Genomic DNA, 20,039 nt, shown 5'->3' on the forward strand with positions numbered 1-20,039 from the left:
CCTATTCATTCATAACACCACAGTGCGGACAGATGCCTTTCTCCCGGATCTTCTGTCCGCACTTGCCGCAACGGTAGCGCGAAGCGGCCAACGACAAACGCAGTTTCTTGAAAAACACCCACACGAAAGCTGCCAGAAACAGATAGCCTATATAAATATGTGTAGCCAGAATAAAGAAGAAATAACAGAAGATGCAGCACGAAGCCAATCCCAACAGATAGAATACGGCCACCGACGGAGAGAGTTGGCGGAACAAATCATCCAGAACAGCCAGTAGCACCACGATGAACAGCCAAATGCTCATCAGAAAAACAGAAAGAATGAAGGGCACCTTGAAAGGAGACAAGGTGGGATTGAAATAGAAATGCTGCCATGTTTCGGGCACAAAGACCTGCATGGACTCATAGACCGTGGCACTGAATGCCATCAATAAACAAAGCAGCAACGGATAGACACTGTCTATATCATTGAAGTAAACCAGCTTGAGCTGCTTACGCCGAAAAGTACGGAAAAGCCAGACCAGCACAAACAGGGCAAAAACAGCTATGAAATAAGAGGCATGGGTATCACTGAAAAGATAAATAGCCTGCGAAATGCTGTCGGTGGGAACAAATGCACGCATCATTTCCGACTCTCGCAACCAGCCCTGAATCTCCTGCGAGTGAGCCAGCTTCACCCAGATGCTATCCACACTATCCGTCGGATGGACTGCGAACTCTGCCACCACCACCCTATCGCCCTTATGCAGCATGTTGTAACAATCCTTCACCGGCAAGCAAGCCAGATTGACGGAGTCGGCCCGCACTTCCAGATTTGTATTCCAAGTGTAGTGACGCTCAAAGAGGTAGGCCAGCGAGTCGCGGGTATCTGCGCTCAGGCTCTCATCCTCCAGATTCGGACGGGAATAGTGGCAAGAGGCCGCCATCAAAGAGAAGAACAGCAAGAACACCCGAACCATCGCCCTGCGCAAGCTTCTCTCCGCACCGTGCACCCGGTCGAGGCATCGCCCTTCCTGATATGTCCCTTCCCTACTCCGCATAGACCTTCATTTGGCAGTTCTTACAATCGAAAGCCAACTTGAACCGTTTGCCATCCGTCCCCACCAAATAATAGGGTTCGCGATAAGGCGAGCGTCCTTTCTGGTGGGTAGGACACCACCCCATGCTGAAACGCAGGCAATGCTTGCAGAACATGAGCGCAGCATCCGGAACGGCCTGTGCTTCGTAGGCGGGAGCCACGGAAGAGACACCATGAGCCAGATAAAAGCTACGGGCGGCACTGTTCATCACATTGCCCAAATAGGTCAGCGATGTTGTCGGGAACGCATGCTTGGTCGGCTTCCATACGGCCGTCTCGCGCCGGTAGTTGATGCGGCGCACCGACACCAGTTTGTCCACAGCCTGACGCCGCCAGTCAGCCACCACAGAAGCCGGCAAGAACCAGTTGTGTGAAAGGTTCAGGTCAATGCCCGAAGCGTCATCGGAAAGGCCACCACCCACCTCGAACGGCGTATTGCCCAACTTGGCGAGTTGGGTGCGCAAATTATCCGCCTGTGGGGTACGCGCCTCTTCCTTCGAGTAAGGGAAAAAGAGCGTCACCCGATTGTCGTCCTCGTCGGCAAGGGTCAGGCTGAAGCCAAAAGCCGTATCGGCCAATTCCCAGCCGACACGTATCTTGCGCTCGGACGACTTGCGGGTGAGCAGACGCTCGAATTCCTGATCGAAATTGCGGTAAAGAGGAGTACGCGGTTTGATGCGGGGCATCTCTCCCGCCGGATAAAGCTTGTTGCCATCCACCCGGTTGATGCGAAAGCCCTGCAAACGCCCCTGTTCGTCCAAAAAGCAGACTCCATCCCCATTATGGAAGGGTTTTACCCCGGCCACCGTGAGGTAATTGCCACGCAGTTCCTTCAGGGTTCCCATCTCTTCGCCCAACGACTTCGGAGTATCGAACGACGCAATGCCTTGTTCACGTCCTTGCAGGAAATAATGGGTAAAGCCGCGACTGAAACTCTTATCCAATTGGGGCTTAAAATCAAAACGGCACGTACCCGAAGAAGCACGGACATATTCTTGACGGCGTGCAAAGACAGCATCCAGTTTTTGACGGTAAGCAGCCGTCACATTCTTCACATAAGTGACGTCTTTCAAGCGTCCTTCAATCTTCAGGGAAGTGACTCCGGCATCCAGCAGGCTTTCCAGCATCTCACTTTGGTTGAGGTCTTTCAAGGAGAGCAAGTGCTTGTCGCGCACAATGGTTTTCCCGTCCGCATCTTGCAGGCTGAATGGCAACCGACAAAACTGTGCACACTCTCCGCGATTGGCGCTGCGTCCGAAACAGGCTTGACTGACATAGCATTGCCCGCTATAACTCACACACAATGCTCCATGCACAAACACCTCGAGCGGCACCGTAGGACAAGCAGCATGAATCTGCCCTATCTCGCGCAAAGAAAGTTCGCGCGCCAACACCACCTGACGAAAACCTGCTTCGGCCAGGAAGCGTACTTTCTCAGGAGTGCGGTTGTCCATCTGCGTGCTTGCATGAAGAGGCAAAGGAGGCAGATTCAACCGGGTGATACCCATGTCCTGCACAATCAAGGCATCTACCCCCAGACGATATAAGGCCCAAATCATCTTTTCCGTCTCCTCCAGTTCTTCTTCTTTCAGAATGGTATTGACCGTGACGTATATACGAACATTGTACAAATGGGCATACGCCACCAATGCCGCAATGTCTTCCAACGAATTGACTGCCGCAGCACGGGCACCGAACTTAGGCGCACCGATATACACCGCATCCGCCCCGTGGTTGACCGCCTCAATGCCACACTCCAGATTCTTTGCCGGAGCCAGCAACTCTATTTTTCTCTGTTTAACCATACTATTCAGCTACAAGAGCGGAGGAAATCCGGTATTCTCCTCCGGCACTGCCGGTATTATTCAATCTCTTCTATATTATATGGAGTTTCCTGATATACGAAGTAGTTCAGCCAGTTGGAGAACAGCAAATTGGCATGGGCACGCCAACGCACCAGCACTTCCTTGTCGGGATCGTTGTCTACATAATAGTTGCAAGGAACTTCGATGGGCAATCCCTTAGCCAAATCACGACGATATTCCGTGTCCAACGTCAACGGGGAGTATTCCGAATGACCGGTTATAAAGAACTCACGTCCACCGCGCCCCACGGCCATATATACGCCGGCCTCTTTCGATTCGGAAAGCAAAGTGAGTTCGGGCACGTTCAGGATGTCTTCCCTGCGCACTTCGGTATGGCGGCTGTGAGGTACGTGGAACACATCGTCAAATCCTCTGAAGATAGGATGCAACGGAAGTAAGGTGCGATGTTCGAAGATACCGAACATTTTCTTTTCCAAAGGATATTTGGGAATACCGTAGTGATAGTAAAGTCCGGCTTGAGCCGCCCAACAGATATAGAGGGTGGATGTTACGTGCGTACGCGCCCAATCGAATATTTCGGTCATCTCATTCCAATAAGACACCTTCTCAAAATCCATCTGCTCCACCGGGGCACCGGTAATAATCATACCGTCGTACTTCTCGCCACGCATCTTGTAGAAATCCGTATAGAATGCCTTCATATGTTCTATCGGGGTATTCTTAGGGGTATGGCTCTTGATCTTCATGAACGAGATTTCCACCTGAAGAGGGGTGTTGGATAGCAAACGTACCAGATCGGTCTCCGTTGTAATCTTCAACGGCATCAAGTTCAGGATGACAATGCGCAAAGGCCGGATATCTTGTTGGGTTGCCCGAGAGTTGTCGATAACAAAAATATTCTCTTCTTTGAGCAACTCGATAGCGGGCAGCTTATCGGGTAAATTTAAAGGCATGAAACGATGTCTATGATTTAACTTGTTATTATATATGATTTTAGCGTGTAAAGTTAGATAAAAAACAAAGTGTAATAAATAAATTATAAAAGATTTTATTGATTTACGCTTTCTCTTTTAACACATTTGATTATATTTGCATCTGTTTACCAAAATATATCTGCTTATATTATGAAAAGACAAAGCTTTTTAACAAGATTACTTAATGCGGTCTTGCTTTGCAGTATTGTTTTTTGCAATACCGCATGTGTAAACAGCATCGGCGAAGATGCAGAGACGGAATTAGAAGAAGGAACTATCCCCATCTCCTTTTCCGTCAAGATAAAAAAAGCAACCACCAAAGTAACCGGTAACCTTTTTGAAAAAGGAGACCAAATGGGACTCATCGCCACTACCTCGTCAAGTTCCATCAAAGGGAAGCGATACATCAACAATCTGCCTTTGGAGTATACCGAAGGCTCTACGCTCGTTCCGAAGAAAACCGTATTTTATCCCGAAGGGGATGTGCCACTGAATTTCATCAGTTATTATCCTTATCAATCTGAAGGTGTACCGGAGGGCACTTCCACCCTTCCCGTATCGGTGCAGACCGATCAGAGTAACGAGAAGAGCCGCTCGCAGAGCGATTTCTTAGTGGCTACGGCAAAGAACATTACCGGTAAAAGCAAGACAGTGGCACTTGAATTCCAACATAAACTCGCCAAGCTGACCGTCACGCTCATTCCCGACACGGGCAATAAGGCCGATAACTTGTTGAAAGCCAACCCGCGAATCATAGCCACCGGGTTCAAAACATCCGCCGACTATAATCTGGAGGACGGAACATTCAGCAATCTTGAAGGGACGAAAGACATCATAGCCTCCGGAGTATGGAGCGTGAAAGACAACAAACTGGTGGGAAAGGAAATCATCATCATACCGCAGGCCATAGAGGAAGGGAAGTATTTTTTCATCATTGAATGGAGCGGACGGTTATACAGTTGCGCCATACCAAGCATGAAGATAGGGAGCAACATGCAATGTTCCATCAATGTGTCTGCCATACAAAGCACCAGCAACATACTGAATGGATTTGCCGGACAAATCAAGGCTTGGGAGAACGTGGAAGCCATTGAGACCGACAACACGGCCGACTATACCGCCATACATCTCTCGGCACTCTCTTTTTCACAATCCAATATTTACAGGGTCTATCACGAAGGAATGCCTGTGGCAGAAATTTGCCAAGAATATCTTAGATCGGGGACGCTAACCTCCAGAGCCCTCACAGCCTATCCTATGGGAGAAAACGAAAAGGCCGATTTAAGTAACGGCATTGTATTGCAACTCATGGATTGCACCGACAACATCTGCGGAGGAAAAATAAGTTGGAACACATACGGCCACGGTTTCTCTTACACTCAAGGAGATACTGCTTCCGTCGATAAACTTTACATAGATGCCGCCCATAAGTTGTCTTTGAGGAAACCGGAAAATGCCGTCAAAGTGAATGTGGCCAGCCATACCTTGCTGGACATAAGAAAAGGAATCATAGACCAGTATCCCATCACCAAGATAGGAAAACAATACTGGATGGGAAAAGAACTACGTGCCACAAGCTACCGAAATGGGACGAACCTGAGCCAACAGACCGCATTAGGCAAAGACAAAGCCGGCTATTACAAACCGGACGGACTTACCATTTATTTTTACAACGGCGAAGCCATATTGGCAGGAGAATTAGCCCCTGAAGGATGGAAGATTCCTTCGGACGAAGACTGGGAAGCACTAAAGGAGTATCTCGGCAATGACGCCTCTGTTTTGAAAGCCGGAGAGTGGCAAACAATGATATCCGGAGAACCCTTGCCGACAAATAACCGTGCCCGGTTCAACGCTTTTCCGGTGGGGATGTGGTATAAAGGAGCACATTACAGCGCACAGAAGATGACCGCTTTCTGGAGCTGGGACAAGACCCGAAACACCCTTTCGGAGAACACTGTGTATTTTTTGGGTGAAAGCGATGAATTCATCAGGCAGCCTGCCCACATCACCGGGCAAGAGTACTATAAAGCCCTTTCCATACGCTGTATCAAAGAATAGAGGCTTCTGTGTCAACATATATCATTTCTTTTTCGTATTTTTGTCCCAATGTGTAATGTTTTTGCCACAAGGACAAAAAACAACGAAAAAGAAATGAGAGTAATAGACCTGATAAACAGTCATGAAAAGACAGCTTTTTCTTTCGAGATATTGCCGCCGTTGAAAGGAACCGGAATCGAAAAGCTGTACGAAACCATCGATACGCTACGGGAGTTCGACCCCAAATACATCAATATCACCACCCATCGCAGCGAGTATGTGTACAAAGACCTTGGCAACGGATTGTACCAACGCAACCGCTTGCGCCGCCGTCCGGGAACGGTTGCCGTAGCCGCCGCTATCCAGAACAGATACAACATCACCATGGTGCCGCATATCCTTTGCAGCGGATTCACGCGCGAAGATACGGAATACGTATTGCTCGACCTGCAATTTCTGGGCATCACGGATTTATTGGTGCTGCGTGGCGACAAGGCCAAGCACGAGTCCGCGTTTACCCCCGAAGGCAACGGTTATCACCACGCCATCGAACTGCAAGAGCAAATCAACAACTTCAACAAGGGCATATTTGTGGACGGCTCCGAGATGAAAATCACCAAGACACCGTTCTCTTACGGTGTGGCCTGCTATCCGGAGAAACACGAAGAGGCGCCCAACATCCATACGGACATCTACTGGCTGAAGAAGAAGATGGAAACCGGAGCCGAATATGCCGTCACCCAGCTTTTCTATGACAACCGCAAGTTCTTCGACTTTGTGGAACGCGCCCGCCTCGAAGGCATCACCATCCCCATCATTCCGGGCATCAAGCCCCTCAAGAAACTGTCGCAAATCAACATGATACCCAAAACCTTTAAGGTAGACTTGCCCGAAGAGTTGACCAAAGAGGTGCTGAAATGCAAAAGCGACAAGGAGGTGCAACAGGTGGGCATCGAATGGTGCGTGCAGCAATGCAAGGAGCTGATAGCAAAGGGTGTGCCGAGCCTGCACTTCTATTCCGTAGGTGCCACGGACAGCATAAAGGAAGTGGCCCGGCAGATTTATTAACCGGCTTTCTCACGCAAACAGTAAATCGTAGATTATCAAACAGCAAACAATATAAATATCGTGTTCGGTTTTAATGATGTAATAGGACAAGGAGCCGCCAAGCAAAGGCTGATACAGGAGGTACAAGAAGGACGCATCCCGCATGCGCAACTTTTCTGCGGCCCTCCCGGAGTCGGCAAACTGCCGTTGGCACTGGCCTACGCCCGCTACATCTGCTGCCCCAACCGCACGGAGACGGATGCCTGCGGCACTTGCCCCTCGTGCGTGAAGTGGAACAAACTGGTGCATCCCGACGTTCATTTCATGTTTCCCATCGTGAAGAACGCCAAAGGGAAAAAAGAGGTATGCGACGACTACATCGCCGAGTGGCGGCACTTGATGCTTACCACTCCTTATTTCGGCCTCAACCATTGGCTGAACGAGATGGAAGCGGAGAACGGGCAGGCCATCATCTACGCCAAAGAAAGTGACGAGATAATCCGCAAGCTCAGCCTGAAGTCGAGCGAAGGAGGATATAAGACAACCATCGTATGGCTACCCGAAAAGCTGCATGAAGTCTGTGCCAACAAGTTGCTCAAACTGTTGGAGGAGCCACCGGAAAAAAACATATTCCTGCTGGTTTCCGAGACTCCCGAAATGATTCTGCCCACCATCATCAGCCGCACACAGCGCTTCAACATTCCTCTGATTGAGGAAACGGACATAGCGAAAGCTTTGCGAGAGAAGTACGGCGTGCAACAGGCAGACAGCGAAGCCATTGCCCATCTGGCCAACGGAAACTTCATCAAAGCATTGGAAACCATTCACCTGAACGAAGAGAACGAGTTGTTTTTCAACCTCTTCGTCAGCCTGATGCGCCTCTCTTACCAACGCAAGATAAGGGAGATGAAGCAATGGAGCGAACAAGTGGCCGGTATGGGGCGCGAACGGCAAAAGAACTTCTTGGAATATTGCCAGCGCATGATACGGGAAAACTTCATCTACAACCTGCACCGGAAGGAGATGAACTACATGACTGTGCCCGAACAGAACTTCGCCACCCGTTTTGCCCCGTTCGTCAACGAGCGAAACGTGACGGGCATCATGGACGAACTGAGCGAAGCCCAGATACACATCGAGCAGAACGTAAACGCACGCATGGTGTTTTTCGATTTCTCGCTGAAGATGATTGTATTGCTGAAGCAGTAACAACAAGCGGAAGCACCGGACGAAAAAGCATTGAAACAATAAATAAACCAATAGTCAAAAAATAATATATTATAAAGAGATGGAATACAAACTATATAACGGAAGCGGAAAACTGTGCTGCAAGAGTTGCGGCAAACAGGATAAGCAACTGAACACCTACGACTGGCTGGCCGACATACCCGGCAACACCGAAGAAAACGATCTGGTGGAAGTTCAGTTCAAGAACACCCGCAAGGGATATTTCCGCAACAGCAACAAGATAGAGCTGGAGAAAGGAGACATCGTTGCCGTAGAGGCCAATCCCGGACACGACATCGGTGTGGTGACTCTGACGGGACGCCTCGTGCCGCTCCAAATGCGCAAGGCCAACATCAAGTCGGAAACCGACATCAAACGTATCTACCGCAAAGCCAAACCGGTGGATATGGAGAAATACAACGAGGCGAAAGAGCGCGAGCACGCCACCATGATCAGGGCACGACAGATAGCCCTGAACCTCCAGCTTAACATGAAAATAGGAGACGTGGAGTATCAGGGAGACGGCAACAAGGCCATCTTTTACTACATTGCCGACGAACGCGTGGACTTCCGGCAACTCATCAAAGTGCTTGCCGATGCTTTCCGCGTGCGCATCGAGATGAAGCAAATCGGCGCCCGCCAAGAGGCCGGACGCATCGGCGGTATCGGTCCCTGCGGCCGCGAGCTATGCTGCTCCACGTGGATGACCTCTTTCGTTTCGGTGTCTACCAGTGCCGCTCGCTTTCAGGACATCTCGCTGAACCCGCAAAAACTTGCCGGACAATGTGCCAAGCTGAAATGTTGCCTCAACTACGAAGTGGATTGCTACGTCGAGGCACAGAAGCGCCTGCCCTCCAGAGAGATTGAGTTGGAAACCAAAGACGGTGTGTTCTACTTCTTCAAGGCGGATATCTTAAGCAACCAGATTACCTACTCTACCGACAAGAACATCCCTGCCAACTTAGTGACCATCAGCGGCAGACGCGCTTTTGAAATCATCGGCCTGAACAAACGGGGCATCAAGCCCGACAGCCTCTCGGAAGACTCCCAGCGTCCCGAAGCCAAGAGACCCGTGGATTTGCTGGAGCAGGAAAGCCTCACCCGCTTCGACCGCAACCGCAAGAACAAAAACGGAGGCGAGAACAACGGAAGGCACAACGGCGAGAACAACGACGGCAGCAACAAGAAAAAGAAGAAGAACAACAACGGCAACGGTCGTCCACAGAACGGAGAGCAGCAAGATGCCTTGCGAAACAACGGGGCAAAGGAGCAAGCCAGACAAGGGCAGTCGGCAGCCGGACAAAAACAGCAACCCAAGCAGGGACAGACTTCTCAGAAACAAGGAGGGCAACAGCCCGGACAGAAAGAAGCAAGACAAGGCGAACGTCTGCAGCAGCAGAACAACAACCGCCGGCCGCTCCGCAACAACACTCCCAAACCCCAAGGAGAAAGACCTGCCGCCAATGACAAACCCGCTCAAGCATAGGAATCTCCGCCTGAAAGGTATCATACTGTTGTTTGTCGCAAGCCTATGGACTGCTTGCGACAGACAAACGGTGTATCATGCTTTCCAGCCCCTCCCCTCGAAGGGCTGGCAACGCACGGACACGCTATTCTTCAAGGCGGAGGTTAACGACTCGCTCACGCTCTACCGGCTTTCCGTAGAAGTGCGGAACCGCAACAACTATCCCTACCAAAACCTCAACCTGTCCGTCTGCTGCACTCCACCCGACAGTGTCCCGCTTCCGACAGACACCTTGCAACTGACTTTAGCCGACAAGACGGGAGCATGGCAAGGCAACGGTTGGGGAGGCCTCTACCTGACCGACTTTCCCGCAGGCAATATCCGCATCGGGAAGCCCGGCACATACCTTTTCAAGATATCCCATACGCTGCCCGACTCCATTCTGCCGGGAATCAACGATGTCGGCATCAGGCTGTGGAAGTAGTGCATACGCCCCGCAACTTTCTCTTCAACGTTGTCTTTGCCGCGCAGGATTCCCGACAGAGGTCTCACTACCCTTGTCTTTACTCCACTGCATGCTCGACGCAGTGCCACTGCAAACTCGTTGCAGCGTTACTGCAACGCCATTGCAGTACTGCTGCAAGCCTGTTGCACTCTCACTGCAACCATATTGCAGTGACGCTGCAAGCATATTTGCAGTAGCACTGCAATAACTTTGCAGAAGTTTGCAGGCATCTCCTCACCGACAACGACAAAGAAGATGGAGGAACACAACAAAATAGAGAAACGGAGCGAAGGAGGGAAGGCGGTTTGAAGAAGAAAGAAACCATGCAACTGCCGGGCAGCCGCCTAAAGTCTGCGGTTACGCCCCGCATCGATGCGCAGGAAGATGAACAACAGGATGGTGAATCCCCAAAGCGAAGAACCGCCGTAGCTGAAGAAAGGCAACGGAATACCGATGACCGGAGTAAGCCCCAGCACCATGCCGATGTTTATGAACAGATGGAACAGGAATATACTAAGCACCGAATAGCCATACACACGCCCGAACGTCGTCGACTGTCGTTCGGCAAGCGTAATCAGCCGCAATATCAGGACGAGGAACAAAAGCAACACGGCCGTAGAGCCTATAAAACCCTCTTCTTCGCCTACCGTGCAGAAGATGAAATCCGTGTCTTGTTCGGGCACGTACTTCAGCTTAGTCTGCGTCCCGTTCAAAAAGCCCTTACCGGTCAGCCCGCCCGAACCGATGGCTATCTTCGACTGGTTCACGTTATAGCCGGCACCCGCCAAGTCCTCTTCCATGCCGAGCACCACCTTGATGCGCATCTGTTGATGAGACTCCAGCACATTATTAAAGAAGTAATCGCAAGAATAAAGGAAACTGACGGAACCAAGCGCAAACAAGCCTATCAGAAAATAAGACAGGCGCCGCTGCCCCAACGACAAGAAGAAGAGATAGCCGATGACCAGAACACAAAGCCCCCACTGCACCCACACAAGGTTGAAGTGCATCACATACTCCGATAACAGGTAAGCAATGAAAAGCACCCCCAATGAACCTGCCAGCATATTACACACAGGCTCCCACCTCTTCTCGTACACCCATACCATGCCGGCAGCAGACAGCAGCACCATCAGCAACACCGCAAACTCGCCTACCGGGGTGGGAGTGTCGGCCATCATCACCGCATCGAAACGGATGCCCACCACAAAGAAGACAACGGCACACAGCCCCACGAACAGCACCCCGCCCGGCATTCCTTCCCGATAGAGCATGAGGAAGAAAGCGGAATAGACCAACGCCGAACCCGTCTCGCGCTGCATGATGATGAGCAACATGGGCAGCAGGATGAGGAAAGCCAGCATACAGGCATTCTTCCAGTTTCTTATCGTAAAGGAGTAGGCACTCATGTATTTGGCAAGGGCCAAGGCCGTGGCAAACTTGGCAAATTCTGCCGGTTGCAGGCTCACAGGCCCCAAAATGAGCCACGAACGAGAGCCTTTCGTGTCGGGGGCAATGAATATCGTGACCACCAACAGCAATATCAGCCCTATATATATAAGGTAGGAAAGCATGTCATAGAGGGAATCGTCCAGCATCAGCAGCACAAATCCCAAACCGAACGAACAGATAATCCAGACAAACTGCTTGCCGGCACGGGTGGAGAAATCCAGAAAGTCGCGGTCGCCATAGTCATAACTCGCCCCGCACACACTGAACCAGCCGAACACAATCAGTATCAGGTAGACGGTAATCGTCACCCAATCCAATGATTTCCATATACTATCTCTCCTCGTCACCATACAATATTACCCTGTTACTGAATTCTTCGGCCAACGCCTCGTTTGCCGGCGAGAGCTTTCCGTGCAGATACTGGTCCATCATCATGGCGCCGATGGGCACACCGTAGACAGCACCGAACCCTCCGTTTTCCACGTAAACGGCAATGGCTATCTTGGGCTTATCCATAGGAGCAAAACCCATAAAGACAGAATGGTCTTTTCCCCGGTTCTGTGCCGTACCCGTCTTGCCGCAGGCTTCCACCCCCGGCAAGATGGAACCCACCATGCGGCATGTGGCGCTTCCCGTGCTTCCGGTGACGGCGGCACGCATCCCCTTTACCACCTCTTCATAATGCCGGCGGTCGATGGTGGGATAACGCGGAAAGCGATAAATGCTGTCCAGCTCGTTGTCCTGTATCTCCTTCACGATATGCGGAGTGATGAAGTGTCCACGGTTGGCGATGGTTGCGGCAAGGTTGGCTATCTGCAACGGAGTGGTGAGAATCTCTCCCTGTCCGATGGATATACTGATAACGGTCAGTCCGTTCCATGAGCCCCGATAGGCCCTGTCGTAGAACTTGGCGTTCGGAATCAGCCCGCGCTGCTCGCCCGGAAGGTCTACCTCCAGCCGATAGCCGAAGCCCTGAGACACCATGTGATCTTTCCACACCGTGATAGCATTCTGCGGCGAACCGTACTTCTTGTCGCTGAACATACGGAACAATCCCCAACAGAAATAAGAATTGCAGGAAGTGGCAATGGCCGGAATCAGAGGCAAGGGAGAGCCGTGAGCATGACAGCCCACATGGAGGTTGCCGTAATTGAAACCATGCGAACAAGGATAGGCCGGATAGTCTTCATGGATAATCTCCTCTTGCAGGAAAGTCAGAGCCTGAGCCGTCTTGAAGGTGGAGCCCGGCGGATAAGTTCCCATGATGGCACGGTTCAACAACGGCTTCCGCTTATCCGCTTGCAACAGGCTGTGGTTCTTTCCCCGCTGGCGTCCAATCATCAGATGGGGGTCGAAAGATGGAGAAGACACCATGCATAGGATTTCACCGGTGGACGGCTCGATGGCTACGATAGACCCGATTTTATGTTGCAACAAACGTTCTCCCAGCATCTGCAAGTCGATGTCTATGCCCAATGTCAGGTTCTTTCCGGGCACGGACGGGCGATCCAGTTTCCCGTCCATATAATGTCCTTGAATACGCCCGTGCGCATCGCGAAGCAGAATCTCCACACCTTTCTCGCCCCGCAGGTATTTCTCGTAAGATTTCTCGATGCCCTGCTTCCCTATATAGTCCCCTCGGATATAGTAATCGTCCTTCTCGATGTCTCGCTTCGACACCTCGCCGATGTCGCCCAACGCATGACCGGCAGAATTGTAGGTATATTGCCTGATGGTACGCCTCTGGATATAAAAACCGGGGAACTTGAACAGTTTCTCCTGAAACACCCCGCTCTCTTCGGCAGAAAGCTGGGTCATGAACACCTGATGCGTATATTTGGAATAACCGGGATTCATCCAACGGTTTCTGACGTCCTTCATACGCTTTTCAAACTGCTCCATCGTGATGTTCAATGTCCGGCAAAGGTCTAACGTGTCCAGACCGGTCACCTCACGAGGAATAAACGTAATGTCATAAGCAGGCTGGTTGAACACCAGCAACTTGCCGTTGCGGTCGTAGATTGCCCCCCGGGAAGGATATTGTATCTTATTCAGAAAAGCGTTGCTGTCCGCATTCTTCTTATAGGCATCCGTCATGATTTGCAAATCGAACAGGCGGAACACATAGATGAAGACGATAACTACAGCCACCGCCCCTATCACATACTTCCGCTTCTCCAATACATAATCCTTCATCTGTCCTACATGCTACAACATCAAAATCTTCTATGCTAATCCTTGACGTCTAATGTCCAACACCTCACATCTAACGTCTAATCCCCTCCACCGCCATAATGCATCCCACCGTAAGGAGCGTGCTTGTCGCAATCCTCAGAAACAGCGCTCCTATATGAGCCAAAGAAAAGAACTCCACAACAAGCAACATTCCATGATGCACAAAAACACCGACAACCAAATATTTCAAGAAAGGCGAAAAGCCCATTGCACGCACAGTAGGCACAATACCGTCCAACGTATCACGAGGAATGAACAAACGAAGGAACATAGGTCGCAGGAAAGCCAGCAACACCGCAGCCGCCGCATTCATCCCCGGCGTATCGGAAAAAACATCCACGGTCAATCCCAGAAAGAACGCCCACAACATCAACTCATTGCGAGAAGCGTCCGACTCGAATTTCAGTATTAAATAAATGTACAGAAACGGTGTGGCATATCCCATGATATGCACATTATTCAATATCAGCACCTGCAACAGCACCAAACCGATAAGCCACCCTATCTTATGTAAATAACTGATCGCCATTACTCCATCTCCTTCTCCTTTTCCAATGCCTTCTGTTCTTCCTGCCCGCTACGGGATATGACACGCACATTGCTCACTTTTCCGAAGTCGGTAGCCAGCTTTATCTTCAACAAATAGGAAAGCCCATCGTGCGAATCGGACATGTCATCCACCGTACCCACTACAATACCTTCGGGGAATACGGTCGAATAACCGCTGGTCACTACCGTATCGCCCAGATTGAACTCCGCATGACGGGGCAAATCCTTCAGATAAGCGAAACGGGAATCTCCTCCCTCCCACTTCAGATAACCGAAATAGTCACTGCCCACAATCTTACAGCTGATACTGGACTTGCTGTTCAGCAACGGAATCACCAGCGAATAATGGGGAGACGTCTTATAAACGATTCCCACTACCCCATTGGCATCCACCACTCCCATTTCAGGGGCGATGCCATCCAGCGTTCCACGGCTCAAGGTAATGTAGTTATCGGCCTTATTCAGACTGTTCTTTATAACGTTCGCCTTGAAAATACGGTATTCGGCAGGAGCCAGCCGAGCCATGCTATAAAGTTTCACGGAATCGAGTCCTTTCTCTCTCAACGTATTCTCCAGAAAAGAGACACGCTGCTCTAACCACATGTTGCGGTCGAGCAGGTCTTCATTGACCGACTTCAAATGAAAATAGGAAGTGATGCCTCCCGATACTTCATAAATCTTTCCCGCCACACTATTGGCAGAGGTGAAATACACACTCTGCTGGTAGCGGTTAAAGCGAAACAATAAAACAAAACTGGTCACCTCTAACAACAGAAAGAGGAACCAGTAATTGTATTTAATGAGAAAGTTCAGTAGATTCCGCATATCGACAAGCTATTGAATGGGGTTGTCCGTCATCTCATCAAGAACGAGAAGCGCTCAACATTCTTCAACGCTATGCCCGTACCTTTGGCCACTGCGTGCAGAGGGTCTTCGGCAATGTGGAACGGGATGTTTATTTTATCCGTCAGACGTTTGTCCAATCCGCGAAGCAAAGCGCCTCCACCGGCCAGATAAATGCCGTTGTGTACAATATCGGCATAGAGTTCGGGAGGAGTATTCTCCAATGCATTCAGAATGGCAGTCTCAATTTTGGAGATGGACTTCTCCAGACAATGCGCCACTTCCTGATAGCACACGGGCACCTCCATCGGCAATGCCGTGATACGGTTCGGCCCATGAACGATATAATCTTCCGGCGCATCCTCACCCAAATCGGTCAGTGCGGCACCCACGTTTATTTTGATACGCTCGGCCATACGTTCGCTGACCCTCACGTTGTGCTGACGGCTCATGTACTCCTGAATATCGGCGGTAAGATCATCACCGGCAATACGGATGGAGTTATTGGCCACGATACCTCCCAATGAGATTACGGCGATTTCCGTAGAACCTCCGCCTATATCCACAATCATGTTTCCTTCGGGAGCCTCCACGTCGATACCGATACCGATAGCGGCAGCCATCGGTTCGAAAATCAGGTAAACGTCACGTCCGCCGGCATGCTCGGCAGAGTCGCGCACGGCACGCAGTTCCACTTCGGTACTTCCCGAAGGAACGCCGATGACCATGCGCAGTGAAGGAGAGAACAAGCGGTTGCGGTTATTCACCATCTTGATGAGTCCGCGAATCATCTGTTCGCAAGCATAGAAATCCGCAATCACGCCGTCGCGAAGCGGACGGATGGTGCGTATGTTTTCGTGGGTCTTTTCGTGCATCATCTTTGCCTTGTCGCCCACGGCAATCATCTTATCGGTTCGACGGTCCAATGCCACTACCGAAGGTTCATCCACCACAATCTTACCATTCGTGGTGATGATGGTATTGGCTGTGCCAAGGTCCATCGCTATTTCTTGAGTAAAAGAGAATAATCCCATCTAACGATACTTTATTATAGGTTATTACAATTAGTGTTTAAAATGACGGAAGCCTGTGATGACCATTGCAATGCCATGTTCATTGCAATATTCAAACGACAGTTCGTCCTTGATGCTTCCACCCGGCTGAATAACGGCCGTCACTCCTTCGTTGCCCGCTATTTCCACACAGTCGGGGAAGGGGAAGAAAGCATCGCTTGCCATGACGGCACCATGCAGGTCGAACCCGAAAGTCTTGGCTTTCTCGATGGCCTGCTTCAACGCATCCACACGGCTGGTCTGCCCCACACCGCTTGCCAGCAACTGCTTGCCTTTAGCCAACACAATAGCGTTCGACTTACTGTTTTTCACAATCTTATTCGCAAAAAGCATATCTTCCGTTTCTTGAGCGGTGGGCGTCTTTGCGGTAACCGTCTTCAAATCGTCATGCGTTTCTACCTTCAGATCACGGTCCTGCACCAGCACACCGTTCAACAAAGAGCGGAACTGCTTCTTGGGCAGAGCCGTCTGTTTACGCACAAGGATAATCCGGTTCTTCTTCTGGCCGAGGATTTCCAACGCATCCACGTCATAATCGGGAGCGATAATCACTTCAAAGAAAATCTTATTGATTTCTTCGGCAGCAGCCTTGTCAATCACCGCATTAGTGATGAGAACACCGCCGAAGGCCGATACCGGATCACCTGCAAGAGCATCCTTCCATGCTTCCAGAACGGTGGGACGGGAAGCCAAACCGCAGGCATTGTTATGTTTCAGAATAGCGAAAGTGACATCGTCGAATTCGTCGATCAGTTCGACGGCGGCATTGATGTCAAGCAAGTTGTTGTAAGAGATTTCTTTTCCATGAATCTGGTCGAACATGGCGTCGAGGTTTCCGTAGAAGTAACCTTTCTGATGCGGATTCTCTCCATAGCGCAACATTTTCTGATTATTGGCCGATTGGCGGAACGCCGAGCCTTCCTCGGCATCAAAGTAGTTGAAGATGGCCGAGTCGTAGTGGGAAGAAACGGCAAAGGCTTCTTTGGCAAACCAACGGCGTTCTTCGAGCGAAGTAACGGCGCCGTGTTCCATCAACATATCGCGGAACGGCTGATACTGAGCCTGCGAAGCAACGATAACCACGTCGCTATAATTCTTGGCTGCAGCACGAATCAAAGAGATACCGCCTATGTCTATCTTCTCGATAATGGCCGGTTCATCGGCACCGCCGGCAACAGTAGCCTCGAACGGATAAAGGTCGACGATGACAAGGTCTATTTCGGGAATATCATATTTACCGATTTGCTGCATATCCTGCTCCAATCCGCGACGGCAAAGGATACCGCCGAAGACCTTCGGATGCAACGTCTTTACGCGTCCGCCCAAGATGGAAGGATAAGAAGTGAGGTCCTCCACAGCTTTACAGGGATAGCCCAAGGATTCTATAAATTGTCGGGTGCCTCCGGTCGAGAGAAATTCGACCCCTTCTTCGTGTAGTTTGGTGATGATTTCGTCCAAACCTTCCTTATGGTAAACGGATACCAAAGCTGTTTTGATTCTTTTTGTTTCAGACATGGATTTGCGTATTAAAAAGTATGCGTATGTATATTCTATTCTGAATGTGCAAAGTTACAAATTTTGTTTATTCGTACATACATTCATATACAATAAATTAGGCATAATTAAAAAAGGCGACACCCGTCACCGGTTTGCCGCCTTTCTCAATAAGCATCTTTTTTGCCTTACCAGATAGAAACGCGCTTTTCTACCGGTAGGAACATCGGATCTTTCTCCGTGACATTGAATGCCTCGTACCATGCGCCGATATGCGGCAACGCACCGTTCACACGCCACTTGCCAAGCGAATGGACATCACTTTTAGTACGGTTCAGCACCTCTTCGGGGCGGATATTGTTGGCCCACACACCGGAGTATGCGAGGAAGAAGCGTTGTTCGGGCGTAAAGCCGTCTTTCACAGCAAGCGGAGCGGTAGCCGTGGCTTTCTTGAATGCCTGATAAGAGACCTGCAATCCGCCGTGGTCGGCAATGTTCTCGCCCAAAGTCATGCGTCCGTTGGCATGTACCCCCGGAGCCACCTCGATACTGTCGAAGAAGTTCACCATCGTTTGAGTGCGCTCGTCGAAACGCTTGGAGTCTTCAGCCGTCCACCAGTCTTTCAAGTTACCGTCCTTGTCGTACTGGCGTCCTTGGTCATCGAATCCGTGAGTCATCTCATGACCTATCACCACACCAATGGCACCGTAATTGAAGGCATCGTCCGCATTCATGTCGAAGAAGGGGTATTGCAAGATACCTGCCGGGAAACAGATTTCGTTCGTGGTGGGATTGTAATAGGCATTGACGGTTTGCGGTGTCATGCCCCATTCATCCCTGTCTACCGGTTTACCCATTTTGGCTATCATTTCAGCGTGTTCCCACTCGCTGGCACGCTCCATGTTTGCCCAATAAGAATCGTTCTTGATTTCCAAAGTGGAATAGTCTTTCCATTTGTCCGGATACCCGATTTTCACATGGAAAGTGGCTAATTTCTCCAGCGCTTTAACTTTCGTGGAGTCACTCATCCATTGCAGGTTCTTTATGCGTTCGCCCAAGCTCTCCTGCAAGTTTTTCACCAAAGCCACCATACGTTCTTTGGCAGCAGCCGGAAAGTACTTCCCAACGTACATCTGCCCCACGGCTTCGCCTAAAGCCGCGCTCACGGTGCTCACCGCTCTCTTCCAACGGGGTTGCATCTCTTGTGTGCCGCTCATGGTGCGCTCGTAGAAATCGAAATTCTGTTCGGCCAGGGCATCGTTCAGACGACTTGCCGCAGCGTCAATCAATTTCCACTGCAAGTAAAGGCCTTGCCGTGCCACAGGAAGCGTATTCAAGATGTCGGCAGCAGCCTTCAACGAAGCAGGCTGGCCGATGATGATTTCTTTCATATTTTTCAGTCCTAAGGCAGACAAATAGGTGTCCCAATCGAAAGTAAGATAATTCTTCTTCAGCTCTTCCATGGACATTTTGTTGTAATTGGCATGCGGGTCGCGCAGCTCCGTGCGCGAGCGGTAGGCTTCGGCAAGGCGTGTTTCCACCTCCATCACCGTTTCCATTCCCTGCTTGGCCACCGCCTCGTCGAAACCTGCCAGCAGGAACATCTTCTGCACATGCGTGCGGAATGCTTCACGAATTCGCGCAGTGGCGGCGTCATTCTCCAGATAGTATTCGCGCTCGCCCATGCTCAAACCGGCCTGATAGGTCTGGGCTGCATTCATGCTGCTGTTCATCTCGTCGGCACCCACATAGAGGATATTGTAGGCCACGATGCCTTTTCGTTGCAGTTCGCCCAAAAGCGCATACACTTGTTTGGTGTCCTTCAAGGAGCCCAGCCTGTCGAGTTCGGCCTTGATGGGAGCCGCACCGTCTTGATTCAGCTTCACGCTGTCCATCACAATCTTATACAAATCGCCGATTTTCTGAGCCACACTGCCCGCTTCGTGCGAAACGGACGCCAACTCCTCGATAAGCCCTTGTATCTGCTTGCGGTTGTTTTCCGCAAGAATGGTAAAAGAACCATACTGAGAGTATTCCGCCGGAATCGGATTGTTTTTTACCCAGCCGCCGCAAGCGTATTGATAAAAGTCGGTACCGGGCAGAGCCATTGTGTCAAGATTGGCAAGCTGAATGCCGGCCGTAAGCTCGGTCTGTTGCTTGCCTGTGTTGCAGGATGCCGCCATCAGGCAGAATGCCGCAAAGGGTAGTAAATGTTTTTTCCTCATACTATGAAAA

General features: G+C 50.5%; 15 protein-coding genes. 5 read left to right on the forward strand and 10 right to left on the reverse strand.

Annotated features, from left to right (window positions below; translation table 11 throughout):
• Window position 1: 1 nt before the first annotated feature.
• Genes C3V43_RS07540 through metA form a run of 3 tightly spaced genes read right to left on the reverse strand, consistent with a single transcriptional unit; the run spans window position 2 to window position 3,856 of the window.
• The gene (locus C3V43_RS07540; RefSeq protein ID WP_394336134.1) at window positions 2-1,039 is read right to left on the reverse strand and encodes a hypothetical protein; all 1,038 of its coding nucleotides are present in this window, start codon (window positions 1,037-1,039) and stop codon (window positions 2-4) included.
• On the reverse strand, window positions 1,029-2,882 hold the full coding sequence (locus C3V43_RS07545; protein WP_106069274.1) for a peptidase U32 family protein: 1,854 nt from the start codon (window positions 2,880-2,882) through the stop codon (window positions 1,029-1,031). Before C3V43_RS07545 ends, C3V43_RS07540 begins: the two co-directional genes overlap by 11 nt.
• A gap of 56 nt (window positions 2,883-2,938) precedes the next feature.
• Window positions 2,939-3,856: a homoserine O-acetyltransferase MetA gene (gene metA, locus C3V43_RS07550; RefSeq protein WP_106069275.1), complete on the reverse strand. Its 918-nt coding sequence runs from the start codon at window positions 3,854-3,856 to the stop codon at window positions 2,939-2,941.
• A 171-nt stretch (window positions 3,857-4,027) separates the two neighbouring features.
• Between metA and C3V43_RS07555 the strand changes: the two genes are divergently transcribed.
• The 5 genes from C3V43_RS07555 to C3V43_RS07575 all read left to right on the forward strand — a co-directional run bounded on the left by C3V43_RS07555 (window position 4,028) and on the right by C3V43_RS07575 (window position 10,137).
• A complete protein-coding gene (locus C3V43_RS07555) occupies window positions 4,028-5,935 on the forward strand; it encodes a fimbrillin family protein (protein ID WP_106069276.1) in 1,908 nt (635 codons plus the stop codon).
• Window positions 5,936-6,028: 93 nt separating this feature from the next.
• Window positions 6,029-6,982 carry a methylenetetrahydrofolate reductase [NAD(P)H] gene (metF, locus tag C3V43_RS07560; RefSeq protein ID WP_106070506.1) on the forward strand — a complete coding sequence of 318 codons (954 nt, stop codon included), beginning with the start codon at window positions 6,029-6,031 and terminating at the stop codon, window positions 6,980-6,982.
• 60 nt (window positions 6,983-7,042) lie between these two features.
• A complete protein-coding gene (locus C3V43_RS07565) occupies window positions 7,043-8,170 on the forward strand; it encodes a DNA polymerase III subunit (RefSeq protein ID WP_106069277.1) in 1,128 nt (375 codons plus the stop codon).
• A 79-nt stretch (window positions 8,171-8,249) separates the two neighbouring features.
• Window positions 8,250-9,674 carry a PSP1 domain-containing protein gene (locus C3V43_RS07570; RefSeq protein ID WP_106069278.1) on the forward strand — a complete coding sequence of 475 codons (1,425 nt, stop codon included), beginning with the start codon at window positions 8,250-8,252 and terminating at the stop codon, window positions 9,672-9,674.
• A complete protein-coding gene (locus C3V43_RS07575) occupies window positions 9,652-10,137 on the forward strand; it encodes a gliding motility lipoprotein GldH (RefSeq protein ID WP_106069279.1) in 486 nt (161 codons plus the stop codon). The genes C3V43_RS07570 and C3V43_RS07575 overlap by 23 nt, the downstream gene beginning before the upstream one ends.
• A 365-nt stretch (window positions 10,138-10,502) precedes the next feature.
• On the opposite strand, the gene rodA is transcribed toward C3V43_RS07575, so the two are convergent.
• The 7 genes from rodA to C3V43_RS07620 all read right to left on the reverse strand — a co-directional run bounded on the left by rodA (window position 10,503) and on the right by C3V43_RS07620 (window position 20,029).
• Window positions 10,503-11,960: a rod shape-determining protein RodA gene (gene rodA, locus C3V43_RS07585; protein WP_106069281.1), complete on the reverse strand. Its 1,458-nt coding sequence runs from the start codon at window positions 11,958-11,960 to the stop codon at window positions 10,503-10,505.
• Entirely contained in the window at window positions 11,941-13,806 is a 1,866-nt protein-coding gene (mrdA, locus tag C3V43_RS07590) for a penicillin-binding protein 2 (protein ID WP_106069282.1), read from the reverse strand. The genes rodA and mrdA overlap by 20 nt, the downstream gene beginning before the upstream one ends.
• Before the next feature lie 70 nt (window positions 13,807-13,876).
• The gene (gene mreD, locus C3V43_RS07595; RefSeq protein WP_106069283.1) at window positions 13,877-14,374 is read right to left on the reverse strand and encodes a rod shape-determining protein MreD; all 498 of its coding nucleotides are present in this window, start codon (window positions 14,372-14,374) and stop codon (window positions 13,877-13,879) included.
• Window positions 14,374-15,219 carry a rod shape-determining protein MreC gene (gene mreC / locus C3V43_RS07600; protein ID WP_106069284.1) on the reverse strand — a complete coding sequence of 282 codons (846 nt, stop codon included), beginning with the start codon at window positions 15,217-15,219 and terminating at the stop codon, window positions 14,374-14,376. The genes mreD and mreC overlap by 1 nt, the downstream gene beginning before the upstream one ends.
• Window positions 15,220-15,248: 29 nt before the next feature.
• Complete coding sequence (locus tag C3V43_RS07605; protein WP_106041018.1) at window positions 15,249-16,271, reverse strand: rod shape-determining protein; 1,023 nt, start codon at window positions 16,269-16,271, stop codon at window positions 15,249-15,251.
• A 30-nt stretch (window positions 16,272-16,301) separates the two neighbouring features.
• Window positions 16,302-17,825, reverse strand: coding sequence for a bifunctional phosphoribosylaminoimidazolecarboxamide formyltransferase/IMP cyclohydrolase (purH, locus tag C3V43_RS07610; protein WP_106069285.1), 1,524 nt, complete (start codon window positions 17,823-17,825; stop codon window positions 16,302-16,304).
• Between the two features lie 167 nt (window positions 17,826-17,992).
• The gene (locus tag C3V43_RS07620; RefSeq protein WP_106069287.1) at window positions 17,993-20,029 is read right to left on the reverse strand and encodes a M13 family metallopeptidase; all 2,037 of its coding nucleotides are present in this window, start codon (window positions 20,027-20,029) and stop codon (window positions 17,993-17,995) included.
• Window positions 20,030-20,039: the final 10 nt, after the last annotated feature.

It is taken from the genome of Prevotella heparinolytica (genome assembly GCF_002998535.1).
Taxonomy (GTDB): domain Bacteria; phylum Bacteroidota; class Bacteroidia; order Bacteroidales; family Bacteroidaceae; genus Bacteroides; species Bacteroides heparinolyticus.